Source organism: Erythrobacter sp., from assembly GCF_030066995.1.
Lineage (GTDB): Bacteria > Pseudomonadota > Alphaproteobacteria > Sphingomonadales > Sphingomonadaceae > Erythrobacter.
Genome location: NZ_JASJAP010000001.1, coordinates 316,599 through 341,080, shown reverse-complemented (window position 1 = coordinate 341,080; position 24,482 = coordinate 316,599). Strand labels below are relative to the sequence as shown.

At 63.1% G+C, this 24,482-nt stretch carries 27 protein-coding genes and 1 tRNA gene; 8 read left to right on the top strand and 20 right to left on the bottom strand.

Features of this window, described 5'->3' with window-relative positions; translation table 11 throughout:
* The first annotated feature begins 46 nt into the window (after positions 1-46).
* From dapF to QNI87_RS01665, 6 genes are read left to right on the top strand one after another with little or no spacing between them, the layout of a single operon-like run.
* Positions 47-868, top strand: a complete 822-nt coding sequence (dapF, locus tag QNI87_RS01690; RefSeq protein WP_300593092.1) for a diaminopimelate epimerase — start codon at positions 47-49, stop codon at positions 866-868.
* Between the two features lie 23 nt (positions 869-891).
* Positions 892-2,079, top strand: coding sequence for a tRNA (N(6)-L-threonylcarbamoyladenosine(37)-C(2))-methylthiotransferase MtaB (gene mtaB, locus QNI87_RS01685; RefSeq protein WP_300595281.1), 1,188 nt, complete (start codon positions 892-894; stop codon positions 2,077-2,079).
* Positions 2,076-3,005 (top strand): signal recognition particle-docking protein FtsY, encoded by a 930-nt coding sequence (gene ftsY, locus QNI87_RS01680; RefSeq protein ID WP_300593089.1) that lies wholly within the window; start codon positions 2,076-2,078, stop codon positions 3,003-3,005. The genes mtaB and ftsY overlap by 4 nt, the downstream gene beginning before the upstream one ends.
* Positions 3,005-3,655: an inner membrane-spanning protein YciB gene (locus tag QNI87_RS01675; protein WP_300593086.1), complete on the top strand. Its 651-nt coding sequence runs from the start codon at positions 3,005-3,007 to the stop codon at positions 3,653-3,655. The genes ftsY and QNI87_RS01675 overlap by 1 nt, the downstream gene beginning before the upstream one ends.
* A 1-nt stretch (position 3,656) precedes the next feature.
* Entirely contained in the window at positions 3,657-5,018 is a 1,362-nt protein-coding gene (locus QNI87_RS01670) for a M24 family metallopeptidase (protein WP_300593084.1), read from the top strand.
* Positions 5,015-5,797 carry a class I SAM-dependent methyltransferase gene (locus tag QNI87_RS01665; protein WP_300593081.1) on the top strand — a complete coding sequence of 261 codons (783 nt, stop codon included), beginning with the start codon at positions 5,015-5,017 and terminating at the stop codon, positions 5,795-5,797. Before QNI87_RS01670 ends, QNI87_RS01665 begins: the two co-directional genes overlap by 4 nt.
* Here QNI87_RS01665 and QNI87_RS01660 read toward each other — a convergent pair.
* Positions 5,794-6,033 carry a hypothetical protein gene (locus QNI87_RS01660; RefSeq protein ID WP_300593078.1) on the bottom strand — a complete coding sequence of 80 codons (240 nt, stop codon included), beginning with the start codon at positions 6,031-6,033 and terminating at the stop codon, positions 5,794-5,796. The genes QNI87_RS01665 and QNI87_RS01660 overlap by 4 nt on opposite strands.
* 73 nt (positions 6,034-6,106) lie before the next feature.
* On the opposite strand from QNI87_RS01660, the gene QNI87_RS01655 reads away from it, so the two are divergent.
* Positions 6,107-6,406 (top strand): hypothetical protein, encoded by a 300-nt coding sequence (locus QNI87_RS01655; protein ID WP_300593075.1) that lies wholly within the window; start codon positions 6,107-6,109, stop codon positions 6,404-6,406.
* Here QNI87_RS01655 and QNI87_RS01650 read toward each other — a convergent pair.
* The 10 genes from QNI87_RS01650 to QNI87_RS01605 form a co-directional block, all read right to left on the bottom strand.
* On the bottom strand, positions 6,403-8,337 hold the full coding sequence (locus QNI87_RS01650; RefSeq protein ID WP_300593072.1) for a potassium transporter Kup: 1,935 nt from the start codon (positions 8,335-8,337) through the stop codon (positions 6,403-6,405). The genes QNI87_RS01655 and QNI87_RS01650 overlap by 4 nt on opposite strands.
* Positions 8,338-8,482: 145 nt before the next feature.
* Positions 8,483-9,121, bottom strand: a complete 639-nt coding sequence (locus tag QNI87_RS01645) for a tetratricopeptide repeat protein (protein WP_300593069.1) — start codon at positions 9,119-9,121, stop codon at positions 8,483-8,485.
* Positions 9,118-9,558 carry a cytochrome c-type biogenesis protein gene (locus QNI87_RS01640; RefSeq protein WP_300593067.1) on the bottom strand — a complete coding sequence of 147 codons (441 nt, stop codon included), beginning with the start codon at positions 9,556-9,558 and terminating at the stop codon, positions 9,118-9,120. Before QNI87_RS01640 ends, QNI87_RS01645 begins: the two co-directional genes overlap by 4 nt.
* Positions 9,555-10,118, bottom strand: a complete 564-nt coding sequence (locus QNI87_RS01635) for a DsbE family thiol:disulfide interchange protein (protein WP_300593064.1) — start codon at positions 10,116-10,118, stop codon at positions 9,555-9,557. Before QNI87_RS01635 ends, QNI87_RS01640 begins: the two co-directional genes overlap by 4 nt.
* Positions 10,115-12,124, bottom strand: coding sequence for a heme lyase CcmF/NrfE family subunit (locus tag QNI87_RS01630; protein ID WP_300593061.1), 2,010 nt, complete (start codon positions 12,122-12,124; stop codon positions 10,115-10,117). Before QNI87_RS01630 ends, QNI87_RS01635 begins: the two co-directional genes overlap by 4 nt.
* A gap of 17 nt (positions 12,125-12,141) precedes the next feature.
* Positions 12,142-12,621 (bottom strand): cytochrome c maturation protein CcmE, encoded by a 480-nt coding sequence (gene ccmE, locus QNI87_RS01625; RefSeq protein WP_300593058.1) that lies wholly within the window; start codon positions 12,619-12,621, stop codon positions 12,142-12,144.
* Complete coding sequence (gene ccmD, locus QNI87_RS01620; RefSeq protein WP_366146158.1) at positions 12,618-12,761, bottom strand: heme exporter protein CcmD; 144 nt, start codon at positions 12,759-12,761, stop codon at positions 12,618-12,620. The genes ccmE and ccmD overlap by 4 nt, the downstream gene beginning before the upstream one ends.
* Positions 12,761-13,558, bottom strand: coding sequence for a heme ABC transporter permease CcmC (gene ccmC / locus QNI87_RS01615; RefSeq protein ID WP_300593055.1), 798 nt, complete (start codon positions 13,556-13,558; stop codon positions 12,761-12,763). Before ccmC ends, ccmD begins: the two co-directional genes overlap by 1 nt.
* 114 nt (positions 13,559-13,672) lie before the next feature.
* The gene (locus QNI87_RS01610) at positions 13,673-14,740 is read right to left on the bottom strand and encodes a Glu/Leu/Phe/Val dehydrogenase dimerization domain-containing protein (RefSeq protein ID WP_300593052.1); all 1,068 of its coding nucleotides are present in this window, start codon (positions 14,738-14,740) and stop codon (positions 13,673-13,675) included.
* Between the two features lie 76 nt (positions 14,741-14,816).
* Positions 14,817-14,893 (bottom strand) — tRNA-His (locus QNI87_RS01605).
* A gap of 241 nt (positions 14,894-15,134) precedes the next feature.
* Here QNI87_RS01605 and QNI87_RS01600 point away from each other — a divergent pair.
* Positions 15,135-15,767 (top strand): 2OG-Fe(II) oxygenase, encoded by a 633-nt coding sequence (locus QNI87_RS01600; RefSeq protein ID WP_300593047.1) that lies wholly within the window; start codon positions 15,135-15,137, stop codon positions 15,765-15,767.
* Between the two features lie 7 nt (positions 15,768-15,774).
* Here QNI87_RS01600 and QNI87_RS01595 read toward each other — a convergent pair whose 3' ends face one another.
* The 9 genes from QNI87_RS01595 to uppS all read right to left on the bottom strand — a co-directional run bounded on the left by QNI87_RS01595 (position 15,775) and on the right by uppS (position 24,431).
* Positions 15,775-16,107 (bottom strand): multidrug efflux SMR transporter, encoded by a 333-nt coding sequence (locus QNI87_RS01595; RefSeq protein WP_300593045.1) that lies wholly within the window; start codon positions 16,105-16,107, stop codon positions 15,775-15,777.
* Between the two features lie 85 nt (positions 16,108-16,192).
* On the bottom strand, positions 16,193-16,417 hold the full coding sequence (gene rpmE / locus QNI87_RS01590; protein ID WP_300595279.1) for a 50S ribosomal protein L31: 225 nt from the start codon (positions 16,415-16,417) through the stop codon (positions 16,193-16,195).
* A gap of 120 nt (positions 16,418-16,537) precedes the next feature.
* Complete coding sequence (gene fabZ / locus QNI87_RS01585; RefSeq protein ID WP_300593042.1) at positions 16,538-17,017, bottom strand: 3-hydroxyacyl-ACP dehydratase FabZ; 480 nt, start codon at positions 17,015-17,017, stop codon at positions 16,538-16,540.
* 28 nt (positions 17,018-17,045) lie between these two features.
* A complete protein-coding gene (locus QNI87_RS01580; protein WP_300593039.1) occupies positions 17,046-17,732 on the bottom strand; it encodes an OmpH family outer membrane protein in 687 nt (228 codons plus the stop codon).
* Positions 17,732-20,557 carry an outer membrane protein assembly factor BamA gene (gene bamA / locus QNI87_RS01575; RefSeq protein ID WP_300593037.1) on the bottom strand — a complete coding sequence of 942 codons (2,826 nt, stop codon included), beginning with the start codon at positions 20,555-20,557 and terminating at the stop codon, positions 17,732-17,734. The genes QNI87_RS01580 and bamA overlap by 1 nt, the downstream gene beginning before the upstream one ends.
* A gap of 223 nt (positions 20,558-20,780) precedes the next feature.
* A complete protein-coding gene (gene rseP, locus QNI87_RS01570) occupies positions 20,781-21,914 on the bottom strand; it encodes an RIP metalloprotease RseP (RefSeq protein ID WP_300593034.1) in 1,134 nt (377 codons plus the stop codon).
* A gap of 9 nt (positions 21,915-21,923) precedes the next feature.
* Positions 21,924-23,081 carry a 1-deoxy-D-xylulose-5-phosphate reductoisomerase gene (gene dxr / locus QNI87_RS01565; RefSeq protein ID WP_300593032.1) on the bottom strand — a complete coding sequence of 386 codons (1,158 nt, stop codon included), beginning with the start codon at positions 23,079-23,081 and terminating at the stop codon, positions 21,924-21,926.
* Entirely contained in the window at positions 23,081-23,785 is a 705-nt protein-coding gene (locus QNI87_RS01560; RefSeq protein WP_366146157.1) for a phosphatidate cytidylyltransferase, read from the bottom strand. The genes dxr and QNI87_RS01560 overlap by 1 nt, the downstream gene beginning before the upstream one ends.
* 4 nt (positions 23,786-23,789) lie before the next feature.
* The gene (uppS, locus tag QNI87_RS01555) at positions 23,790-24,431 is read right to left on the bottom strand and encodes a polyprenyl diphosphate synthase (protein ID WP_300595278.1); all 642 of its coding nucleotides are present in this window, start codon (positions 24,429-24,431) and stop codon (positions 23,790-23,792) included.
* Positions 24,432-24,482 lie beyond the last annotated feature (51 nt).

Here is a 24,482-nt window from a genome sequence, read left to right as displayed (position 1 = left end):
CCTCCCTTTACGGCTCGCGCGTGCGCGCATAAATGCGCCCCTTGTTATGCGCGTCCCCTTCATCAAGATGCACGGCCTTGGCAACGACTTCGTCGTGCTCGACGCGCGCCTGTCCGATCTGCCCCATATAGACGCGGCGACCGCACGCGCGCTGGCGGACCGGCGCAAGGGCGTGGGCTGCGATCAGGTCATCGTGCTCGAACCCAGCGAGAGCGCGGATTTTCGCATGCGCATCTTCAACAGCGATGGCGGCGAGGTGGAGGCATGCGGTAACGCCAGCCGCGCGGTGGCGTTGCTGTGCGAGGGGCCTGTGCGGGTCGAAACCGCTGGCGGGATGATCGCGCTGGAGCCCGGTGAAGGCGGCGCGAGCGTCGATATGGGCACGCCGCGCTTCGAATGGGAGGCAATTCCCCTCGCCTACGCGATGGACACCGCCGCCATGCCGGTGCGCTGGGAAACCCTCGAAGCCCCGATGGCCGTCAATGTCGGCAACCCGCACGCGATCTTCTTTGTCGAGGACGCCGAGGCGGTGGATCTCGCGCGGCTCGGCCCCGAAATCGAACACGATCCGCTGTTTCCCGAGCGGGTCAACGTGAACGTGGCCAGTCTGGCGGGAGAGAACCACCTGACCTTGCGGGTGTGGGAACGCGGCGCGGGGCTGACGCGCGCCTGCGGCACCGGCGCGTGCGCCACGGCGGTCGCTGCGATTGCGAAGGGTTTGACCGCAAGCCCGGTGCGCGTGACGCTGCCGGGTGGGGATTTGGCGATCGCCTGGGACCCGGCGGGCGAGACCGGCTCCACAATCCGCATGACCGGCCCTGCTACAGAGGCCTTTCGCGGCGATTTCGAATGGGAGGACTACGCGTGAGCGCGCCCTCCTCTCCTCACGCAATGCCTCAGGTCGTGTCGCTGGGCTGCCGCCTCAACATCGCCGAAAGCGAGCGCATGAAGGAGATGCTGGCGGATGCGGGCGATGTGGTGGTGGTCAATTCGTGCGCGGTCACGTCTGAAGCGGTGCGCCAGACCCGGCAGGCGATCCGCCGCGCGCGGCGCGAGCGCCCGGATGCCCGCCTGATCGTGACCGGTTGCGCGGCGGATATCGAGCGTGACGCGATTGCCGCGATGCCCGAGGTCGATGGGCTCATCGCCAACCAGGCCAAGCTCGATCCGCGCGCCTGGAACGCGCCCGCGCCCGCGCCCGCCCCCGCGCCCGAGGCGCCGCTGCCGCCAACGCGCACGCGCGCCTTCGTGGCCGTGCAGAACGGATGCGACCACGCCTGCACCTTTTGCGTGATCCCTCAAGGGCGCGGAAAAAGCCGTTCGCTGTCGATCCCGGAGGTGTTGCGACAGGTCGAAAAACACCTTGATGAAGGGGCTAAGGAAGTTGTTCTGACAGGTGTCGATCTTACAAGCTGGGGACATGATCTTGCAGGAAAACCGGCTCTGGGTGACCTGATAGAAGCGCTCTCGCATGCGTTTCATCAACTAACTCGTCTGCGGCTTTCGTCGGTCGACGGGATCGAAATCGACGCCAAGCTCTTCGATCTGATCGCCCACGAACCGCGCGTCATGCCGCACCTGCACCTCTCGCTCCAGCATGGGGATGACCTGATTTTAAAGCGCATGAAACGTCGCCACTTGCGCCGTGACGCGGTGGATCTGGTCGCGCGGCTGAAGGCGGCGCGTCCGGACATCGCGATCGGCGCAGACCTCATCGCGGGCTTTCCCACCGAGAGCGAAGAGCACCACGCCGCCAACCTCTCGATCATCGACGAGCTCGATATCGTCCACGGGCACATCTTCCCGTATTCGCCCCGCCCTGGCACACCAGCCGCGCGCATGCCGCAGGTCGAACGCTCCATCATCAAGGCCCGCGCCGCCGAGCTGCGCGGCGCGGTCGCGGCCCGGCGGTCGCGCTGGCTCGGCGGATTTGTGGGCGAAACGCTGAGCGTCCTCGCCGAACGCGACGGGACGGGCTATGCGCCCTCCTACGCCCGCGTCGCGGTGCCCGAAGGCGTGAGCGCGGGCGAGATCGTTGACGTGCAAGTGCGCGAAGTCGTTGGAGGCCTGTTGCGGTGAGTGAAACGCAGACCAGCTGGAGCGAGCGGCTGCTTGGCGGCTTTCGCAAGACCTCCGAGCGGCTGAGCGACAACCTCGCAGGGCTGGCGGGCGGCGGCAAGCTGTCGGACGCGACGCTCGATGACATAGAGGATGCGCTGATAGTCTCCGACCTTGGCCCCAAGGCCGCGGGCCGCATCCGCGAGCGTCTGGCGGAGAAGCGCTTCGGCGACCGGATCACGCAGGACGAGCTCAAGCAGGCGGTGGCCGATGAGATCGCGGAGATCCTGCGCCCGGTTGCCAAGCCGCTCGAAATCACCGCCTTCCCTCGTCCGCAGGTGATCCTAGTCATCGGCGTCAACGGCTCGGGCAAGACGACCACGATCGCCAAGCTCGCACATCTGTTCACCGAGGATGATTACGGCGTGCTGCTCGCGGCCGGAGACACGTTCCGCGCCGCCGCGATCGGCCAGCTGGCGACCTGGGCGCTGCGCGCGGGAGTGGATATTGTCAAAGGCCCCGAAGGCGGCGACCCCGCGAGCATCGTGTTCGACGCGGTCAAGCAGGCGACCGAGACCGGCATCGACGCGCTGATCGTCGACACCGCCGGACGCTTGCAGAACAAGCGCGAGCTGATGGACGAACTCGCCAAGATCCGCCGGGTGCTGGGCCGCCTCAACGAGGACGCGCCGCACGATGTTGTCCTCGTTCTCGATGCGACCAACGGCCAGAACGCGCTCTCGCAGATTGACGTGTTCCAGGAGGTCGCGGGCGTCACCGGCCTCATCATGACCAAGCTTGACGGCACCGCGCGCGGCGGAGTGTTAGTCGCAGCCGCCGAGCAATACGGCCTGCCCATCCACGCGATTGGCGTGGGTGAGAAGATGGAAGACCTGCGCCCGTTCGACCCGGATCTGGTCGCGCGCGTGATTGCGGGGGTCGCCTGATGGCAGACACCGAGAGTTCAAAGCCGGGCTCAAGCTGGCTCAACCTGCTGGTGGATTATGGGCCGCTGCTGATCTTCCTTGCCGTCTATCGCTTTACCGCGCCCGCCGAAACCGACCCGAAGGCCGAATTGCAGGCGGTGATCAACGGCACCGGCGCGTTCATGGTCGCTGCCGTCGTCGCGCTGGGCGTTTCGAAGTGGAAGCTGGGCAAGATTTCGCCGATGCTGTGGTTCTCGACCGCGCTCATCGTGGGCTTTGGCGCGCTCACCATCCTGTTTGGCGACCCGCGCTTCGTGCAGTTGAAGCCGACCATCATCTACAGCGTTTTCGGCGTCGCGCTGCTGGGCGGCTGGTTCATGGGCCGCGCGCTGCTGCGGATCCTGCTCGAAGCCGCGTTTGAGGGGCTCACCGAAGAGGGCTGGCTCAAGCTCTCGCGCAATTGGGGGGTGTTCTTCCTCGCGCTCGCCGCGCTTAACGAGGCGCTCGTGGCCACCATGAGCTTTGAGGGCTGGCTGTGGGCAAAGCTGTGGGTGTTCATGCCGCTCAGTCTGGTCTTCACCTTCGCCAATCTCCCGATGCTCTTGAAGCACGGGCTCGCGCTGGAAGAGATCGACGATGTGGTGAAAGAAGAGCCGCCTACGGGGAGCTGACATGCAGCAAAGACTGGGACTTACCGCCGCGCTGGTCGCACTGATTCTTTCAAGCGGGCCCGCCGCCTTTGCCCAGAGTGATACTCAGCCGCCGTGGCAGGACTATGGCCTGATCGAGATCGAGCCCCTTCCCCTTCGCGAACGCGCCGAGGTTATCGATCGCATCCTTGCCGAGCGGCTCGACACGCTGCTTCCGCAGATCATGCGCGAGGAAGGCGTTGACCTTTGGCTCTTGATGAGCCGTGAATATTTCGAAGACCCTGTCACCGCCTCCATGCTCGATGCAAAGAGCATGAGCGCGCGGCGGCGGACCATTCTGATCCTTCACGATCCTGGCGAAGGCCGGCCTATCGAGCGGCTTACGGTGAGCCGCTATGGCCTTGCCGGTCTGTTTCAGCCCGCGTGGGACCCGGCATCGGAGCCCGACCAGTGGCAAGCGGTCGCCGACTTGATCGCCGCGCGCGATCCGGCGAAAATCGCAATCAACGTCTCGGACGCAACGCGTTTTGCCGATGGCATGACGAAGAGCCAGTACGATGCGATGATGAGCGCGCTCGCTCCCGCTTTTCGCGAGCGGATCGTATCGGGCGAAACGCTCAGCACCCGCTGGCTGGAAACGCGCACGCCGTTGGAGCTGGAGCGCTATCCGAGCCTCGTCGCGATCGCCCACTCGATTATCGCACAGGCGCTCTCGAACCGTGTGATAACACCGGGCAAGACCACCTGCGCGGATGTCCAGTGGTGGTATCGCGAGCGCCTCAAGGCGCTCGGTCTCGAACCATGGTTTCACCCCAGCCTGGGCGTGCAGCGCGAGGGCGCCGAGGGCATCCTGGACGGTGACACGGTGATCATGCCGGGCGATCTGGTCTGGACCGATTTCGGCATCACCTATCTGCGCCTCAACACGGACACCCAGCATCTGGCCTACGTGTTAAAGCCGGGCGAGACCGAGGTGCCCGCCGGGCTTCAGGCGGGACTTGCGAATTCGAACCGGGTGCAGGACATTCTTACTGCCAATTTCGAGGTGGGCCTGTCGGGCAACGCGATCCTCGCCAAATCGCGCGAACAGGCGATTGCAGAGGGTCTCGACCCGTCGATCTACACCCACCCGCTCGGTGTTCATGGGCACGGCGCGGGGCCATCGATCGGCTTCTGGGACAATCAGGAGCCCGACCCGCGCGGGCAAGACCTGGTGCGCGCAAACACCGCCTGGGCCATCGAGCTTACCAGCTACGCGCCCGTGCCCGAATGGGGCGGCCAGCGCGTCGACTTTCGCACCGAGGAAGACGCGTTCTTCGATGGAGAGACGGTACGCTATCTCGACGGGCGCCAGACCGAGATCACGGTGATCGGGCCGAAATGAGCGCTAAGCGCCGCAGGGATGGCAGCGCGGGCGATGTCGATTATGGCGAGATCGGCGGGACATACAGCGACTATCGGCGACCCGATCCGACCATAGAAGCGCAAATCCATCGGGCTCTGGGCAGCGCGCAAACCGTGCTCAATGTCGGGGCTGGTGCGGGGTCGTATGAGCCTACGGACCGCGAAGTGACGGCGGTCGAACCCTCCGCCTCGATGCGCGCGCAGCGTCCAGCGCACCTGTCCCAGGCGATTGATGCGGTTGCCGAGGACTTGCCCTTTGATGAGAACGCGTTCGACGCTTCGATGGCGAGCGTCACGGTTCACCAATGGTCGAACCTCGAACAGGGCCTTGCCGAAATGCGCCGCGTCACGCGCGGGCCGGTGGTTCTGCTGGTGTGCGATCCCGCGCGCATGCACGAGTACTGGCTCAGCGACTACATCCCCGAAGTTCGGACAAACGAAGCGCGGCGCTTTCCGGCTATCGAGCGGCTGATCGAAGGGCTAGGCGGCGACGTCACCGTCGAACCCGTGCCCATCCCGCTCGAATGCCGCGATGGGTTTAACGAGGCCTATTACGGTCGGCCCGAGATGTTTCTCGACGCCAACGCGCGGCTCGCCTGCTCAAGCTGGAGCCTGGTGCCTGACGCGGCGGTGAAGCGCTTTGTCCGCGCGCTGTCCGCCGATCTTGAAAGCGGCGCGTGGGACAAGAAGTACGGCCAATGGCGCACGGAACCATTCTTCGATGGGCCGCTGCGGTTGGTGGTGGGCCAACCCGCCTAGCTGTCGCCCGCCGTATCGTATCCCAGCCGCAGAGAGGCGGCCATTGCCGCCTTCAAGAAGGCTTCGGCGTCTTCGTGGCTGAAGAGGATGCCCCGAGAACCGTTGGCGTCATCGAAGTTGAGGAACAATCGATCCCCATCGCCCGCAAACCCGGTGGTGCCGACGCTAATGGTCGCTTCGCCTTCCAGCTTGGCGTAGTCTTTGACGCAGCGCTTGAAATCGACGGTTGTGGGCATTTGGGCTGAGACTCCAGATTTGTACGCTCTTAGTGTATTAGCCAATTAACACGCGCTGTCCAAGGAGATGAATGTGACCCTGACCATCATTCCCGAAGCTGATATCCGCCGCGAATTGCGGCAGATGCTCGCAAAGGAGAAGGCGCAATTTCTGGACGATTGGGCCGCAGCGATCACAAAGGTGAAAGACCAGTCCACAAAAGCGATTGCCGAAGCGCAAGAGCAAGGACAGCCCGAGCACGTCGCTAGAATACGGATCAAATACGCCGAAGCGATCGAAAAAATGGAAGCGAAGCCTCAAGAAGTCGAAGGCATCTATGAGCAGTTCTTCGCGTTCATTGATAACGCGCAGTTTCCCGAAGGCGCTCCCTAAATCTCGACCTGGCTGCCCAGCTCCACCACGCGGTTGGTGGGCAGTTTGAAGAAATCCATCGCGCTCGCCGAATTCCTCAGCATCCAGGCGAAAATCTTCTCGCGCCATATCGGCATTCCGGGCTTTTCGCTCGCCAAGAGCGTCTGGCGGCTGAGGAAGAAGCTGGTGTGCATCATCTCGAACTCGCCGCCGCAATACAGGCCCATGTTCTTGAGCCCCGTTGGCACATCGGTCTCTTCCATGAATCCGTAATGCAGCACCGCGCGGAAGAAGCCATCGCCCATATCGACATATTCGCAGCGCTCGGAAGCATCGACATAGGGCACGTCCTGAATATCGACGGTCAGGATCACGACACGCTCATGCAGCACCTTGTTGTGCTTGATGTTGTGGAGCAGCGCGGAAGGAACGCCCGAAGACTGGCTCGCCATGAAGATCGCCGTGCCCGGCACGCGGGTGGCCGAATTCTTGGCGCTCTTGGCAAAGATCTCCATCGGCAAAGCGTGCTCGCTCATCCGCTCGCGCATCAGCTTGCGCCCGCGCGCCCAGGTGGTGAGCAGCAGGAAGGCGATGAAACCGATCAGCAGCGGGAACCAGCCCCCTTGCGGAACCTTGGTGAGGTTCGCGGCAAAGTAAGCCCCATCGACGATGAGGAAGATCAGGACAACAGGGGCCGCGTACCACCACTTCCACTTCCAAACGCCCACGAACAGCACGCCCATTAACAGCGTGTCGATAGTGACCGCGCCGGTAACGGCGATGCCATAGGCGCTCGCGAGATTGGAGGAGTTCTGGAAGGTGAGGACCAGAATGATCACCGCCACCATCAGCGCCCAATTGACAACGGGAATATAGATCTGCCCGCCTTCGGTCTCGCTGGTGTGGCGGATCGAGAGCCGCGGAATGTAGCCCATCTGGATCGCCTGATGCGTGATCGAAAACGCGCCCGAAATCACCGCCTGGCTGGCGATAAACGTCGCGACCGTGGCCAGCAGGACGAGCGGCAGGCGGTATTCCTCGTTTGCGAGGAAGAAGAAGGGCGATTGGATCGCTTGCGCGGCTTGCTCTGGCGGCAGGCTGATGATCATCGCGCCTTGCCCAAAGTAGTTGAGCAGCAGGCATGGCATCACAAAGCCGAACCAGGAAAGCCGCATCGGCCCGCGCCCGAAATGCCCCATATCCGAATAGAGCGCCTCGGACCCGGTAACCGCAAGGACAACGCTGCCGAGCGCAAGGAAAGCCAGCCAGCCATCCAGCACGAAGAAATTCACCGCGTGATAGGGGTTGAGCGCCCACAGGATCTCGGGCGTGTTGACAATCTGGTACAGGCCCAGCCCGGCGATGACCGTGAAATAGACGATCATGACCGGCGCAAACAGCGCGCCGACCTTGGCGGTCCCGCGCCGCTGAAGCAGGAACAGGAAGATGAGGAGGACCAGCGCAATCGGGATGACGTAGCGCTGGAGCCCCTGATCAACGACGGTGAGGCCTTCGACCGCGGACAGCACCGAAATGGCAGGGGTGATCATGGAATCGCCGTAGAACAGGCTGGTCGCAAATACGCCCAGCAGCACCGCGATCCAGCCGTATTTCGATTTCGAGATGCTGCGCGAGATCAGCGCGACGAGCGCAAGGCTGCCCCCCTGCCCCTTATTGTCCGCGCGCATCAGGATGGTGACATACTGGATCGCCACAACCAGCGTCATCGACCAGAAGATAAGGCTGATCACACCCAGCACATGCGGTGCGTCAAGCGCGAGCGGGTGCGGCCCGACAAAGGTCTCGCGAAAGGCGTAGAGCGGACTGGTCCCGATATCGCCAAAGACGATCCCGATCGCCCCCACGGCCAAAGCGGCCTTGGACGCGCCGTGGCCGTGCCCGCTCTTGTCGGGATGCGATACCGGCGTGTGGGAGGATGTCGTGTCGCTCATTCAGATTGGATTTCCCGACCTGAGGCCCCTTTGAAGCCTCCTAACTGGTACTGCCCTGCTGCGCGTGTTCCCGAACGCGAAGTGTGCGCCCCTAGCACCGCGCCTTCGCGGCTGCAACATGGGTCTCAAGGCGTGCACCGTATCGCTACTGAAGCATCGGCGCGTTGGCGATCATCTCGTCCATGCGCGCAATGCGGGCTTCGAGCTCCGGACGCCAGGGCGCGTCTGCGGGCGAGCGGTCGAGGAGACTTGCCCAAACTTCGCGCGCGGCGCGGATCTGACCGGTCTGAAGGTAGGAGAAGCCCAGGAAATAGTCCGCCGCCGGGTTGGCCGGGTTGAGCTGGCGCGCCTGGGCGTAGGCGTAACTGGCGGCGGGCGTGACGTTGCCGTCCGCGTGGCCCACCAGAGCCATGCCGAGCGCGAGCCAGCCTTCGAGATGAGCAGGGTTCGTGTTCAGGCCCGAACGCAGCGCCTTGGCCGCCTCATCGAAGCGCCCTCGCCGGGCGTAGCCGTCCGAAAGAGTGAGGTAATCGGGCTTGCGCCGAACGGGGTCGAACAGCGCGCGCCGCGCCTCGACCATCGCTTCGCCCGATTGCGGGGTTTCGGCCACTTTGGCTTTGGGACGGCTTGGCTGCGTAGGGGAGCCCTGCCAGGCGTAGCCGGAAAGACCAAACAGAAGGATCGCGCCGAACACCGCCCAACCTTCGCGCGGAAGACGCAGCGCAAGAGCGGCAAACCCGAAGGCTGCAATGGCCACCGCCAAGACCGCGATCCAGCCGATCACACAGCGTCTCCCGCTTTCGTGTCGTCCGAGCGTTCGCGCCCCAGCCGCCGCGCAAGCACGAGCAAGGCTATGGCGAAAAAAAGCGCCGGGATGGCAAAGAGCGGCCAGGTGGTGGCGCTCACTTCAGGCTGATAGCTGACATAATCGCCATACCGATCCACCAGCCAGGCGCGGATTTCGGCGGGTTCCTGCCCCGCCGCGATGCGCGAGCGGACCTGGTGGCGCATGTCGCCGGCCATCGGCGCGTCGCTGTCGGCAATGCTCTGCGACTGGCATTTGAGGCAGCGCAGCGTCTGCATCAAGGCGGTGGCTTTCGCCTCTTGCGCCGGGTCTTCCAGCTGCGTGTAAGCGTAGGGCGCGGGCGGCACCGCGTCTTGGGCCGACAGTGGCGCTGCGATCAACAACAGAAAGAGAGCTAGGGTACGCGGCAAGCTCATTGGGCCTCCCTCACCTTTTCAAGCAGCGTTGGCACATCGCTCTCCCGGATGTCGCCGATATGCTGGTGACGGATGATACCCTGCCCGTCGATCACAAAGGTCTCGGGCACGCCCGACGAGCCAAGCTCAAGCTGAACCTCGGACCGATCATCCGCGCCGATGCGGCTATACGGGTTGCCATGGCGTTCAAGAAACGTCGCGACGTCCTCGGGCCGGTCGCGAATGGCGATGCCTACAATCTCGACACCGCTGGCCTTAAGGGCTTCGAGTTGGGGCGCCTCGGCGATGCAGGGCAAGCACCAGCTCGCCCAGATGTTGAGCAGCCTGGGTTTACCGTCCCGAAAGTCGTCGGCGCTTGCGCCCGGCAGCCCTTGCGTTGCGGGGCGAAGATCGAAAGCGGGAAGCGGTTTGCCGACCATCTGGCTTACCACGAGGTCGTCCTTGGGCTGGGTCAGCATGAAGCCCGCCAGCGCGCCAAAGCCGATGAACAGGATGAGCGGCACCCAGACCCAGACCCGGTTGAGCGGATTGCGCGGTGATGTCGCCTGCGCGCCGCTCATTCCGCCGGCTCCGGAGCCGCCGGTCGCGAGCCAGCGAGCGCGGCTTTCTCATCGCGGCGTTCGGCTCCCACGCGCACAGCTTTTCGCCGCCTGAGATCGACCTGAACCCGGCCGACAATGGCCAGGACGCCGCCAAAGGCGATCAGAAGCCCCCCATACCAGATGAACGTGACGAAGGGTTTCCACCAGACGCGCAGCTGCCAGCGCAGCTTGCCGTCCGCGCCAACTCCGGCTGCATCGCCAATAACAGCGTAAAGCTGGCCATCCCAGCGGGTGAGCAAAGAACTTTCGCTGGTGGCTTGAGCGGGCGACCAGAAATTGCGCGCCTGCGGCCTCAGGATGACGGGCTCGCCTCCATCCCGACTGACAGAAAGGCGCGCCTCCATGGCTGTCCAGTTGGGGCCGGACACCGGGTCCACGCTTTCGAGCTGCACGGTCCAGCCGCTGATTTCTTCGATCTCACCCGGAGCAATGGCGGCGAGGCGCTCTTGCGTGAAAGCGCTTTCGCTGGCCATGCCGAACAACGCGACCGCAACGCCAAAATGCGCCATCACCATGCCCCACGTCGCGGTCGGTACGCGCGTCAAACGACGTCCCTTCAACGGCAATAGCGCTGCCACCGCCAGCGCAGCGGCGAGCGCGAGGCCAAGGGTCGGCAGCACCGGATAATCGCCAAGAAACGCGACGAGCGCGACAGCGACAAGGGCGATAGCCCCCAGCAGGGCGAGTTCGGGACCAATGCGCGCCGGGCTATCGTCTTTCCATCGCAGCAGCGGCCCCACCGCCATCACCATGAACATGGGGATCGCAAATATGGCGCTGGCCGGATTGAAATAGGGCGGACCGACCGAGACGCGCACATCGAACGCTTCGGTTAGCAGCGGGTAGAGCGTGCCCAGCAAAACGATCGCCAGGATTGCGCAAAGCATGACGTTATTGACCACAAGCGCGCCCTCGCGGCTGGTCGCGGTGAAGCGCTTGCCTTCCGCAATGGAACTCGCGCGCAGGGCAAAAATGGCGAGGCTTCCCCCGATATATAGGCCAAGCAGCACCAGGAGCAGAGTTCCGCGCTCCGGATCGACCGCGAAGGCGTGAACGCTGGTGAGTACCCCTGAACGCACAAGGAAGGTGCCCAGCATGCTCATCGAGAAAGCAACCACGCCGAGCATGATAGTCCAGGTGCGCAGCGCGTCGCGCGCGGCCAGCACGCTGACCGAGTGGAGCAAGGCCGTTGCCGCCAACCAGGGCATGAGCGAGGCGTTCTCGACCGGGTCCCAGAACCACCAGCCGCCCCAGCCCAGCTCGTAATAGGCCCAATAGGATCCCGCGGTTATGCCGAAGGTCAGGAACACCCAGGCGCCAAGCACCCAGGGGCGCATGACCTTGGCGAAATTGGGGTTCACTTCGCGGGTGATCAGCGCGCCCATAGCAAGGCTGAAGGCGACCGATAGGCCGACATAGCCGACATAGAGCGTCGGCGGATGCACAGCGAGGCCGATATCCTGCAGGAGCGGGTTGAGCCCGATTCCTTCCGCGACTGGCCCCGGCAACCGCTCGAAAGGGTTCGAACTGAGCAACAGGAATGTGTAAAAGCCAAGGGCCACAAATCCCTGCACCGCAAGCGTGGCGGACATGGTGCGCTCGGGCAGGCGACGCTCGGCAAAGGCGAGAAGACCGCCCGAAAGCGCGAGCACAGTGACCCAGAGCAGCATCGATCCCTCGTGGTTCCCCCACGTGCCGGTCAGCTTGTAGAGGAACGGTTTCATCGAGTGCGAATTGGTCGCAACCAGTTTCACCGAGAGGTCTGTTACCGCGAAAGCGTGCAGCAGCGTTGCAAAGGCGACAGCGGCCAGAAGCGCCTGCACGACGGCCGCTGGCCGCGCGTAGAGCGCGTAAGGCGAAGGCTCACCGGGTGCATCGCGCAGCGCGAGCGCGCCGGAGACCATCTGCAAAATCGCCAGCGCCGCGGCGAGCCAGAGGGCGGCGTGTCCGATCTCAACAAGCATTCAGCGCGCGTCCTCGCTCACAGACCAAGCGTGGTCTCGGCCACCTTCTGCTCGGCCTTGTGCCCATCCAGACCTTCAAGTTCCTTGGGCACGTAGTTCTCATCGTGTTTGGCCAGCAAATTGGTTGCCAGGAAGGTGCCGTCCTGTTGCAGGCTGCCTTCCGCCACCACGCCGGAGCCTTCGACGAACAGATCGGGCAGAATGCCGCTGTAACGCACGGGAATGGCGCTTGCCTCGTTTCCGGTGACCACAAAGCTGACGGTGACGCCATCGGCCAGCGTCTCTAGCGAGCCGGCCTGCACCATCCCGCCGAGCCGCACCGGCTGTCCGACTTGCGGCGGGGTCGCGGCCATCTCCTCGGGCAGATAAAAGTAGTTCGCCTGGTTCCGCAGGGCCCAGACGGCGATCAGACCAGCCGCAACAATGGCCAGCAACGCAAGGACGACGAGCGTCATGCGCTGGTGCTTTGCTTTCATCGGGGCGCTGGCCTGCGTCATCGGCGCTTCACCGCGTCGCGTCGCTTCTCCGCGCGCCGCATAGCGAGCCAGCTCCAGGCGATCATCGCGGCCATGGCGAGCACCATCACCGCATAGGCAGCGAGGACATAATCCCATTGCGGCAGGCTTTCGCGCAGCATCAGGCGGGCTCCATCGCGCCGCCGGCAGCCGGGATCGGCTCGTCTTCGAGCGCGCGGCGACGCAGGCGCGCTTCCACCTGTTGCTCGGCGATCAGCGCGCGCATTCGCATCAGCACGATAGCGCCGAACAGCAAGGAGAAGCCGAGCACAGCGACCATCAGCGGAACCAGAAATGTCGGATCAATCGCGCTTTTGCCCGCGGTGATGCTGGGCGGCTGGTGCAGCGAATTCCACCACACCACACTGCGATTGATGATCGGGATATTGATCGCGCCCACCAGGCCAAAGATCGCCGCAATCGTCGGCGAGGCGCCTTCGCGCGCGGTCGCTTGGGCGAGCGCGAGATATCCGATGTAGAGAAACATCAGGACCAGCATGCTGGTCAGCCGCCCGTCCCAAACCCACCAGGTGCCCCATGTCGGCCGCCCCCAGATCGATCCGGTAACAAGACACGCGATCGTGAAGATCAGCCCCGGCACCGCAATCGCGCGTGCCGACAGCGCGGCCAACGGGTGCTTCCAGATAAGCAGCGCGGCTGAAGAAAGGGCGATGCCCGTCCAGCCGCCCATACCAAGCCAGGCGGCGGGCACGTGGATGAAGAGGATGCGCACCGTCTCGCCCATCAGCCGGTCGGGTGGCACGGGCTGAAGGCCAAGCGCAACCAGCCACGCGGGCAGTTCCGGCGCGAGCCCGTAAACAATTACGCCGCCCGCGAGGACGAGCCCGCTGAAAAACAGCAACGGGGTGAGCCAGGAGGCGAGCGATAAGAAGCGCTTCGGGTTGGCATAGATGTGCACAGATATTCAAATCCCGGGCACCATTTTAGTGCCTAACCGCCCACTCGCAACCCTGTGCACGAGCGCAAAATGCGCAAGACAGCCCCACGAACAGGCAAGCGGCCCGGCAATATCTCAGCCACGCCCGATGAGTTTCTGCGCCATTCGGTCGGCGACAATATCCGGCGAAGTCCTGGTCGAGGCGCTTTCCTGCCAGATTTCTTCGAGCCGGCCCGGGATCTGACGGATGCGCTCCTTGACCTCTTCGACCGATCCCACGCGGCCCTCACGGCGAGCGAGATACTCGCTGGCGACCGAAATGATGCCTCCGGCGTTGATAACGTAATCAGGCGCGTAAAGGATATCGCGCGCAAACAGAGGTTCGCCGTGATGCGCGCGCGCCAACTGGTTGTTGGCCCCGCCCGCGACGATCGCGGTGTCGAGCGCGGCGATGCTGTGCTCATCAAGGATCGCGCCCAGCGCGTTGGGGCTGAGCACATCGCACGGCGTCGTCATGATCGCGTCAGCGGCAACGACTGTTGCGCCGAGGTCGTGCGCGAGCTTTTGCGCGGCGCCCTCGTCGATATCCGCCAGCGTCAGCTTCGCGCCGTCCCTGGCCAGCAGGCGCGCAACGCCGCCGCCAACGCTGCCGACCCCTTGAACCGCCACGTGAACGCCCCGGGCGCTGTCTTTGCCCAATTTGTACCGGATGGCTGCGAGAATACCGAGATAGATGCCGTAGGAGGTGAACGGCCCGGGATCGCCTCCGGCCGCGTTTTCACCGCTCACAGGAAGACCCGATACGTGCGCGGTGCGCTGAGAGAGCGCGACCATATCCGCCTCGCTCATGCCGACATCTTCCGCCGTGACGTACTGGCCACCGAGCTTCTCGACTGTATCGCCAAAGGCTGCGAGCATTTCGGGCGTTTTTGCGCGCGCCTTGTCGGCCAGGATAACTGCCTTGCCCCCGCCCATCGGGAGCCCCGCCATCGCGTTCTTGTAGCTCATTCCGCGCGACAATCGCAGCGCGTCGCGAAGGCCGTCCTTGGGATTGGGGTAATGCCAGAAACGGGTGCCGCCCGCGCCGGGTCCCAGATGGCTTGAATGGACCGCAATGATCGCCGTCAGACCCGATTGGCGCTCGCGTACCACCTGCACAAGCTCGTGATCATCAAAATCCGGTTCGGTCCAGAAAGCGGTCATACGCGATTTTCACCCTACATTTGGCGCGCGCGCAGGACGCAACAACAGCGTGAGTGACCTCAATAAGCGGGAGAAATGGGGCGATCGAGGGGTCTCGAACCCCCGACCTCCGGTACCACAAACCGGCGCTCTAACCAACTGAGCTACGATCGCCATATGCCCCGCTCAACGCTGTCGGCCTCATGACCATCACGTGCGCGCAGCCAGGGGCATTGCGCATGGCTAACGGAGGGTCAAGACCGCCAAGAGCGGGCGCGAGCGTGTTGCACAAAGCGCCTTTCAAGGGAAGCGAAAACTGTGCGATCAATCGGCAAACGTAATTATCTTTCACGTGGCGCGAGATAGCGTGGGCTGCCATCTGGTCTTGCATTCTGAGACCACTAAAACCAGGCGCATGCAGATTGCTACCGATTCTTGCGCGCAGCGCCTGTCCCAGCGCGCCGGGGTGCAACGCCTTCCCACCCCGAAGGCGGAGATCTTCCAGTGCCGGGATTTCATCGAGCCTGATCTGTGCGACGCGCTGATTACCCTGATCGATCGCGACCGCCGACCCAGCACGGTCGCGGATGAGAATGGCGATGAGTATTTCCGGACTTCGGAGACCTGCGATCTGGAGGCGCAAGAGCCCGCCGTGCAACGGCTCGAAGGCAGACTAACGGCGCTGTCGGGCCTTGATCCGGCTTATGGAGAGCCATTGCAGGGCCAACGCTACGCGGTTGGGCAGGAGTTCAAGGCGCACACCGACTACTTCACACCCGGCGGGCCCGACTGGGAGGAATATTGCGCCGTCTCGGGCCAGCGCACGTGGACTTTCATGATCTACTTGAACGCGGTGGAGGCTGGCGGCGCGACCCGCTTCAAGGCGCTGCGCAAGACCTTTCAGCCAGAGCCCGGCAAGCTGGTGTGCTGGAACAATCGACGTCCCGATGGAGCCGAGAACCCCAACACCCTCCACCACGGGATGAAGGTGCGAAAAGGCACCAAATACGTGATCACCAAGTGGTATCGGGAAAGGCCGTGGGGGTGAGCCGCCCTCAGGCACGGGCTGCGGTTGCCGTCACCTGCAAACCCACAGCTCCGATAAGGATCATCGCGATAAACACGAATTGCAGAGCACCCAGACGCTCGTCGAACGCGAAGACACCGATCAGGCTGGCTGCAACAATGCCGACGCCGGACCAGATCGCGTAGACAATCCCTACAGGCAGCGCCTTCATGGCGGGCGCGAGAAACCAGAAACAGGCCGAATAGCACGCAATCGAAAGGACGCCCCAGGGCTGCTTCTCGAAACCCTGTGAAAGCTTGAGCAAGAACGTGCCCAGAACTTCGAGTGCGATAGCGCCAGCGAGAAAGAACCACGGTCCCATGGCCGGTCCTTACCGGCGCGGAGCGCAAAGAAAAAGGGCGGCTCGAACCGAACCGCCCTCTTCAATCGGTCTTTGCCAGAAACGCTTACTTCTTGAGCGAAAGGCCGCCAAAACGCTTGTTGAACGCAGCCACGCGGCCGCCTTCCTGGACCTGGCGGTTGCCACCCGTCCACGCCGGGTGGCTGGTCGGATCGATATCCAGCGCGAGGACGTCGCCTTCCTTGCCCCAGGTGGAGCGGGTCTGAAACTCGGTGCCATCGGTCATCTTGACCGTGATCATGTGATAGTCGGGGTGCCCTTCGGCCTTCATGGTCTTCATCCTTCATAGCCTCGGCCCGGTACCGACCGCGCCAGCTGTTTGTTGGGAAGCGGCGCGCCTAGTGCGGAAACGCGCCAAAAGCAAGAAAATTTGCCCGATCGGGTTATAGACTTAGCTTTCCGGCGGATCGGCGATCATCGCGGTGAAGTCCGCCTGGCACGTCACCTTGCCCTCCACGCTCGCCTTGCCGCTGAACTTGTAAACCGCGCGGCGCGACTGCGTAAGCTCCACCTCGAGATCGAGCAGACAACCCGGCGTGACCGGCGCGCGGAACTTGGCGTTCTCGATCCCCATGAACAGCACGATCTTGTCGCTGCCGGTAAGCCCCAGCGATTCCATACCCAGGATACCCGCCGACTGCGCCAGCGCTTCGATCTGCAAGACGCCCGGCATGATGGGAGCCCCGGGAAAGTGCCCCTGGAAGAACTCCTCGTTCATGCTGACTGCCTTGACCGCGTGGATGCGCTCCATCGGGTCAAGACGCTTGACGCGATCGACGAGAAGCAGCGGGTAGCGGTGCGGCAGGGCTTTCAGCACCTTGTGAATGTCATAGTCCACAATCGGTTCGGATGGAGCCGCGCGCTTGTCCATGCCCTGCCCTCTTGGCCAGCCTTTCGCCTTAGCGGCCCGCTGGCGCTTCGGTGTTGCCCTGCTGCTCTTGCTGCTGCTGGCGCTGCTGGATCAGCTGCGCGGTGAGCAGGCGTTGCTGGATCTCCTGAAACAGGCCGGCGCCTTGCTGCGAGGGACGGTAGCCTTGGGGTGGGACAACGCCAACACTGGGCACGCGGACGTTGAGCGCTTCGGTAACCTGAGTGGTGATGTCGGCGTCCGCGACGCGGAACAGCACCGCATCAAGCGGGAAGACGATCTGAACCTGCTGACCGTTGGCGACTTCTTCCAGGGCCGGGGCGTATTGCGCGAAGATCTGCTCAACCGCAAAAATCCGGGCGTTGGTCACCTGATTGCCGAGCGACTGCACTTCGGCCTCAAGCCGCTGAAACTGCGCGAAACTGTCTGACTGCTGAAGCGCGGGAAGCTCCGCGTCATCGATCCGGGCATTCCCATCCGTGTCAAACGGTTTCAGCAGCTCGGTCACCTCCTGCTGCTTGGCGGTGCGCTGATCGATCTGCGCCTTGTAGGTGGTGGTGACGAGGTCATAGGCGGAACGCAGCGCGTTGGTGCCGATGATGGCACGCGCGGTGTCGACCGTTGCAATCTTGCCATCGACCTGAGCCGAGGCGGGAACAGACGCCAGCGCGGTGGCCGCAAGGCCTGTGGCAGCGAGCAGTTTGGTGAGTGTTTTCATTAGAACTGGGTTCCTACGTTGAACTGAATAAGTTTGTCGTCGTCGCCTTCAACCTTGCGAATGGTTTGGGCGATATCGATCCGGAATGGGCCGAACGGCGAGTTCCAGTTGACCCCGATGCCGGCGGTGATGCGCGGAGATGGTGAATTGCCAAGGAAGGTTTCGCGGATGTTGGAGTTCGCAAGGATTTCGCGGCGATTGGGATCGCCATTGACGTCCACCGGTGCAGTGGTGAGCACACGGACCACGTCGTTGTTCTCGTCTACGATTGTGTTTCCGTTGGCATCAACCGTGGTGGAAAAGAGCGGCTCGCCTGTGGTTGCATCGGTCGCTTGAATGCCATTGGGGTTATCCTGAAGAACGGGCTCGGTTACGCCCCAAAGCGAGCCGACGTCCAGGAACAGCGAAGGCCTGAGGCCGAGCTCACGCGCGCCGCTCCCGAGGGGAATCTCCAACTCCGCACGGCCAAGGTAGTAATTGCGGCCACCAATAGCGTCATCGCGGGTCTGGTTGCGCTCCGTGAGCAGTACCGGGTTGCCATCGGCATCGAGGACCGCGTTGTTGTTCGCATCCAGCTGATAGAACTGCGTCAGGACGCGCGGGCCGACGCCGCGAATGTCGAAGCCGCGGATTTGCGGTTCGCCAAGGAAGAAGCGGTCGGTCAGGAGGATATCGTCCACCCCTTCGCCCTCGCGCTCTTGCAGCGGGATGATCGTTCCGCCTTCCGCCGAGAGCGAAAAGATGAAGCCGCTATTGCCAAGGCCCCAGAACTTGCGTGCGCGACCGCGGAAGCGGAGGTAGCGCACGTCCCCGCCAAGCCCGGCGAATTCGGTGCTGAGCGAGATCTGCTCCCCGCGTGTGGGACGGAAGGCGGAATTAAGCGAGTTGTAATTGAGGCTGAGGCCAAGGATCGAACTCAACCGGTTGCCCAGGGCGTCGCACAGGAAGCGACCGGCCAAAAGCGGATCACAGGTCGCGACGCCATCGCCATCGAGATCGGTGAAGAACTGGCTCTCATCCAGAGACACCTGATCGTAATTCAAGGTGTAACTGCCCACCAAGTTCATGAATTCGGTTAGCGGGACGCCCAGGCGAAGCTGCGCGCCCGTGGTCACCTGCTCGAACGTCGTGATGAAGTCATCGCCGACAAAACCGCCGCTGTTCAAATCGGTGCGGTAGATGTCGAACCCGGCCGAGATGTTGCGGTCGAAAACATAAGGTTCGGTGAAACTCACCCGGGCCTGGTTCGAAAACTGCGAATAATTGACCGAAAGCCCGATCGTCTGCCCGCGTCCTCGGAAGTTGCGCTGGCGGATCGAGGCGGCGAGGATGAACTGTTCGATCGAAGAAAAACCGGCGGAAAACTGAAGCTCTCCTGTGGGTTGCTCCTCGATGTTCGCTTCCAGAATGATGCGGTCCGGGGCCGAGCCTTCGACCTGATTGACCTCGAAGTTCTCCTGAAAATAGCCGAGCGAATTGATCCGCGCGGTGGTCCGCGCCACCCCGATGGAATTGAACGCATCGCCTTCGGACAAGCGGAATTCGCGGCGGATCACCTTGTCCTGGGTCAGGGTGTTGCCGTTGACATCCACCCGCTCGACATAGACGCGCGGCGCCTGACGCAGAACGAACGTGATATTCATTTCAAGATCGTCTTTGTTGCGATCAAAGCGCGGCTGGACATCGGCAAAGGCGTATCCGAACCGACCGGCGAGCTCGGAAAGCTGCTCCACCGTGTCTTCCACCGACTTGGCGTTGTACCAGTCGCCGGACTTCATCGACAGCCCGGCGGCAATCCGGTCGCTGTCGAAGTCGCGCAGCTGGCTTTCAACATCGACATCGCCGAACTTGTAGCGCTCACCCTCTTCGACCACGTAGGTGATGATGAAGTCGCGCTGATCCGGTGTGAGTTCCGCGACCGCCGAGACGACACGGAAATCGGCGTAGCCTTCGGTCAGATAGAACTGGCGCAGCTTTTGCTGGTCAAACGCCAGACGATCCGGGTCGTAACTGGTGTTGGAGCTGAAAAAGCGTGTGAAGCGCGCCTGCTTGGTGACCATTTGACCGCGCAGTTCACCATCGGAGAACTCTTCGTTGCCGATGATGTTGATCTGGCGAACCTTGGACTTGGGCCCTTCGCTGATCTCGAACACGACGTCCACGCGGTTCTGCGGCAATTGCACCATCTTGGGCTCGACCGTCGCAGCGAAGCGGCCCTGGCGCTTATAGAGCTCGATTATCCGGGCGACATCGGCGCGCACTTTCGAACGCGTGAAGATCTGACGCGGAGAGAGCTTGATCTCAGGCAGGATCTTGTCGGCTTTAAGGCGTTCATTACCCTCCAGCACGATGCGGTTGATCACCGGGTTCTCAGTCACCGTGATGATGACATTCCCGTTCTCGTTGCGAACCGAGGAATTGCTGAACAGCTCGGTCGCGCCAAGGTCCTTGAGCGCCTGGTCGGCCGCGGCCGACGTGTACTCATCACCAACGCGAAGGCGGATATAAGACAAGATCGTGGTCGGCTCGAGGCGCTCGGCCCCCGAAACGCTGATCGTGCGGATGACGTTGCTGGCAGGGGCCGGTGCAGGCGTCGGCTGTGGAGCTGGTGCGGGTGTCTGCGCTGGCGGGGTCGCGGGGGTAGGCGCCGGGGTCGGGGTCGGCGTCGGAGTTGGCGTCGTGACCGGTTGCCCGTCGAGCGTCGGCTCATCCTGCGCAAGCGCGGCGTAGGGCACACCTGCCAGCATCGAGCTGCAGGTCAGGGCAATCGCGAGCCTTCCGGCAGAAGTGGCGGGCAACACGCCCGCTTCCTTGCTTCGATCCATGTCCGTAAAAGTTCCCGTCCAACCCGTCTTTTGCGTCGCCTGAGCCCTGCCCCGACCCTTAAGGGGAACACCGTTCCCTGAGTGCCTGCCTCGATCAGCAGGCGTTTCAGGCCGACCCCTTGGCCCACGTCCAAACTAAGCTAGCCTCGCCTCTGCCCGATGCGAGGGGCGCAATCAAGCGGCCAAACGGCCAAGCGGCGGGCCGTTCGTCGCGTTTCCCCGGTTAACTGCCAAACAGGCCTCCGATCAGTGGCAGAGATGTCACATCGTTGAACGTGACGACCACCATAAAAGTCAAGACCAGCGCGATGCCGGTGCGGTACGCCCATTCGGTTGCCTGCGGCCCAACCGGCTTACGCCGCACCGCCTCGACAGCGTAGAACGCAAGGTGCCCGCCATCGAGCGCGGGGATTGGCAGGAAGTTAATGAATGCCAAATTAAGCGAGATCAGCGCCAGCAGCTCAATGAAGGGAACCGGGCCAAGGCTCAGGCGCTCACCCGCCACTTTGCCGATCTTGACAGGGCCTCCGAGCTCTTTGATCGAGCGCTGACCGATAACCACCTGCTTGATCCCGGTGATCATCATCTGCGTGATCTTGATGCACCGGTCGATGGCCATGGGAACACTCGCAAGCAGCGAAACAGGTTCCCAGATCACGTCGAGCGAGTTCGGATCGGGCCCCACGCCGATCATGCCCTTGTCGCCCTTATTGCCAAAGCCGTCATCGTCATTGACCCGAAGTGTGCGCACATCGAAGGTCAGTGACCGATCGCCCCGCAGCACGGAGACCGACAGGTTCTGGTCCGGATACAGCGCGACGTTCTCGACAATCTGGTCGAAGGTCTGGGTTGGCGTTCCGTCGATCGCCACGATCTTGTCGCCGATTTCGATACCAGCCTCGCGCGCCGGCGATTCCTCGCCAAACACGGCCACTGTGGTCGACGCTTCGGAATAGGACGGCTTGCCCAGGATGGCGAAAAAACCGGCCAGGATGGCCACCGCCACCAACAGATTTGTCACCGGTCCCGCCGCCACGATCAGCGCGCGTTTCCAAAGATTCGCCGTCTGGAACGAGCCCTCTTCGATCCGGGCCTCCCCGTCGGGCACGCTTGCCGGGTTCATGTCGCCCTTGAACTGGACATAGCCCCCCAGCGGCAGCGCCGAGACCCGCCAGCGCGTGCCGCGCCGGTCGGTCCAGCCGAACAGCTCCTTGCCAAAGCCAATGGAGAACGCTTCCGCGTGCACACCGAACCAGCGACCAACAAGATAGTGGCCAAGTTCGTGGACGGTCACCAACGGCCCCAGCAGCAGCGGAAAGCCGATAATGTACATCCAGAAAGGGGGCGTCTCAAACAAGCGGGTTCTCTATCGGTGCGTCTCTAATAGCTCTCGGGCCTTGGCGCGCGCCTCAGCGTCGATGGCGAGCACCTCTTCCAGCGATCCCGGCGCCTGAGCGCTCAACCGATCGAGGGTCTGTTCCACCAGTTTCGTGATCTGGAGGAAACCGATGCGACCGTCAAGGAACGCCGCAACCGCGAATTCGTTCGCCGCGTTGAGTATCGCAGGCGCGCCTCCCCCCATTTCAATGGCTTCCCGGCATATGCGCGTCGCGGGAAAAAGCGTCTCGTTGGGTGCCTCGAACGTAAGCGTGCCTATCGCGGCAAGATCGAGCGGTTGAAGCGCCGTCTCCATACGCTGAGGATAAGCCAGGCACGAGGCAATCGGCACGCGCATGTCGGAAGGACCAAGCTGCGCCAGCACCGAACGATCGTGATACTCGACCATCGAGTGAACAATGCTTTGCGGGTGGACAACGATCTCGATGTTCTCAAGGCTCACGGGGAACAGATGATGCGCTTCGATGAATTCAAGGCCCTTGTTCATCATCGTCGCGGAATCGATCGTGATCTTGGCGCCCATGTCCCAATTGGGGTGCTTGAGCGCCTGTTCGCGCGTGACCGACTCCAGCGCTTCAGCGTCCAGAGTGCGGAACGGCCCACCGCTGGCTGTCAGAAGGATCCGCCGCACCTGCGTAATGTCATTACCGGCAAGGCATTGAAAAATCGCGTTGTGTTCGGAGTCGGTCGGCAAAAGCGTCGCGCCCGCGCGCTCGACCGCGGATTTGAGAATATCGCCCGCCGAAACGAGCGCTTCCTTGTTCGCCAGAGCCACCGTTCCACCGGTCTCGACCGCCGCCATGGTGGGCGCCAGCCCGGCGCATCCAACAATGGCAGCAACGGTTATATCGACGGGGCGCGCTGCCGCCTCGCACAGCGCCTGTTCGCCGCCAGCTGCCTTGATATCGGTGCCCGCAAGCGCCTCACGCAGTTCGGGCAGGCAGCTTTCATCGCCAACCACCGCCGCCTTTGCGCCAAACTCGCGGGCAAGACTTGCCAGCTCGATCGCGCTGCAATTGGCGGTGAGCGCCTCGACCTGCCAATCCGCACGGTTGCGACGCAACAGATCGAGCGTGGAGGCGCCAATCGACCCCGTGGCTCCCAGCAGTGTGAGCGTGCGCGCCATTAAAACGAACCTCTTGCAAGGCCGGGCGCGACATTCACGCAAAAGATCACGAAGAACACCGCCAGAAACCCATCGACCCTATCAAACACGCCGCCATGCCCTGGAATGAGATGACTGGAATCCTTGACGCCCGCGCGCCGCTTCATCCAGCTTTCGAAAAAGTCGCCCGATTGCGCGACGACAGCGATCACGACACCGGCGGCGATGGCAAGAAGGATTGCGGTCACGCTGGCCGTTTCCCCCATGTCCGGCACCCAGCCGCTGACCACGACGGCGATGATAACACAGCTTGCCGCCGCCGCGCCCCCGCCCAGCCCCGCCCAGGTTTTCGAAGGGCTGAGTTTGGGCGCGATCTTCGGACCACCGATCGCGCGTCCAACAAAATAGGCGCCAACATCCACCGCGATGACCGGTGCCAGATAGGTGAAAGCGACACCCAAGGCGGTGTAGTTGATCCGCACCTGGATCATCGCGAGCGCCGCGCCGGTCACATACATCGCGCCAAGGAACAGCCACAAGACTTCAGCCTGCGGCGAGCGGCCTACAGCGCGCACCAGCCGGTTCCACTCCCACAATACAAGTCCGGCGACGAGCACGACGAAGCCTATCCAGACATAGCCCCCCAGCCACAGGACCGCGCCGACCATGCCAACCATCACGAGGGCCGAGGCCAATCGGATCGGCAGATCGGACTTCGTTTTCACAGGCTCAGCGCCCGCCATAGCGCCGCTCCCGCCCGGCAAAGTTATCGAGCGCTTCGGCGAGGTGTTCGGGCTTGAAGTCCGGCCACAGCGTGTCGACGAACAGCATCTCGGCGTAGGCCGATTGCCACAGCAGAAAATTCGAAAGGCGCACCTCGCCGCTGGTCCGGATCAGGAGATCGAGCGGCGGCAGGTCGGCGGTGTCGAGCTGCGCTTCGATCGCGTCAGTGGTCACTTCGCCCGCCTGAGCGGCCTTGGCCGCCGCGCGCGCAATCTCGTGCTGCCCGCCATAATTAAGCGCCACAGCAAGCGTCTGATGCCCACCCGCCGTCTGCGCCAGCGCGTCTTCAAGCATCGCGACAATATCGGGCGCAAGCGATTGCCAGTCGCCGATTATCTTGAGCTTCACACCGTTCTCGACGAATTCGGGCAGGTCCGATTTGATGAAGCGCCGCATGAGGTTCATCAGGTCATCGACCTCTTCGTCAGGCCGCTTCCAGTTCTCGCTCGAAAACGCGTAGAGCGTCAGACAGTCGAGCCCCAGCGGCTCGATCCCGCGCACCAATCGCCGGACCGCTTCCACGCCGCGCTGATGTCCAACCGCGCGCGGCAGACCGCGCCGCTTCGCCCAGCGACCGTTGCCGTCCATGATAATGGCGACATGCCTAGCGCCGCTGCGGGCCCGGCTGCGATCGCGAGC

Excerpts from the sequence above, each read along its gene's own strand:
- dapF (WP_300593092.1), top strand. The coding sequence starts at position 47 with ATGCGCGTCCCCTTCATCAAGATGCACGGCCTTGGCAACGACTTCGTC.
- mtaB (WP_300595281.1), top strand. The coding sequence starts at position 892 with ATGCCTCAGGTCGTGTCGCTGGGCTGCCGCCTCAACATCGCCGAAAGC.
- QNI87_RS01675 (WP_300593086.1), top strand. The coding sequence starts at position 3,005 with ATGGCAGACACCGAGAGTTCAAAGCCGGGCTCAAGCTGGCTCAACCTG.
- QNI87_RS01670 (WP_300593084.1), top strand. The coding sequence starts at position 3,657 with ATGCAGCAAAGACTGGGACTTACCGCCGCGCTGGTCGCACTGATTCTT.
- QNI87_RS01665 (WP_300593081.1), top strand. The coding sequence starts at position 5,015 with ATGAGCGCTAAGCGCCGCAGGGATGGCAGCGCGGGCGATGTCGATTAT.
- QNI87_RS01660 (WP_300593078.1), bottom strand. The coding sequence starts at position 6,033 with ATGCCCACAACCGTCGATTTCAAGCGCTGCGTCAAAGACTACGCCAAG.
- QNI87_RS01650 (WP_300593072.1), bottom strand. The coding sequence starts at position 8,337 with ATGAGCGACACGACATCCTCCCACACGCCGGTATCGCATCCCGACAAG.
- QNI87_RS01640 (WP_300593067.1), bottom strand. The coding sequence starts at position 9,558 with ATGAGCTTGCCGCGTACCCTAGCTCTCTTTCTGTTGTTGATCGCAGCG.
- QNI87_RS01635 (WP_300593064.1), bottom strand. The coding sequence starts at position 10,118 with ATGAGCGGCGCGCAGGCGACATCACCGCGCAATCCGCTCAACCGGGTC.
- QNI87_RS01630 (WP_300593061.1), bottom strand. The coding sequence starts at position 12,124 with ATGCTTGTTGAGATCGGACACGCCGCCCTCTGGCTCGCCGCGGCGCTG.
- ccmE (WP_300593058.1), bottom strand. The coding sequence starts at position 12,621 with ATGACGCAGGCCAGCGCCCCGATGAAAGCAAAGCACCAGCGCATGACG.
- ccmD (WP_366146158.1), bottom strand. The coding sequence starts at position 12,761 with ATGCTGCGCGAAAGCCTGCCGCAATGGGATTATGTCCTCGCTGCCTAT.
- QNI87_RS01610 (WP_300593052.1), bottom strand. The coding sequence starts at position 14,740 with ATGACCGCTTTCTGGACCGAACCGGATTTTGATGATCACGAGCTTGTG.
- QNI87_RS01600 (WP_300593047.1), top strand. The coding sequence starts at position 15,135 with ATGCAGATTGCTACCGATTCTTGCGCGCAGCGCCTGTCCCAGCGCGCC.
- QNI87_RS01595 (WP_300593045.1), bottom strand. The coding sequence starts at position 16,107 with ATGGGACCGTGGTTCTTTCTCGCTGGCGCTATCGCACTCGAAGTTCTG.
- rpmE (WP_300595279.1), bottom strand. The coding sequence starts at position 16,417 with ATGAAGGCCGAAGGGCACCCCGACTATCACATGATCACGGTCAAGATG.
- fabZ (WP_300593042.1), bottom strand. The coding sequence starts at position 17,017 with ATGGACAAGCGCGCGGCTCCATCCGAACCGATTGTGGACTATGACATT.
- QNI87_RS01580 (WP_300593039.1), bottom strand. The coding sequence starts at position 17,732 with ATGAAAACACTCACCAAACTGCTCGCTGCCACAGGCCTTGCGGCCACC.
- bamA (WP_300593037.1), bottom strand. The coding sequence starts at position 20,557 with ATGGATCGAAGCAAGGAAGCGGGCGTGTTGCCCGCCACTTCTGCCGGA.
- dxr (WP_300593032.1), bottom strand. The coding sequence starts at position 23,081 with ATGGCGCGCACGCTCACACTGCTGGGAGCCACGGGGTCGATTGGCGCC.
- uppS (WP_300595278.1), bottom strand. The coding sequence starts at position 24,431 with ATGGACGGCAACGGTCGCTGGGCGAAGCGGCGCGGTCTGCCGCGCGCG.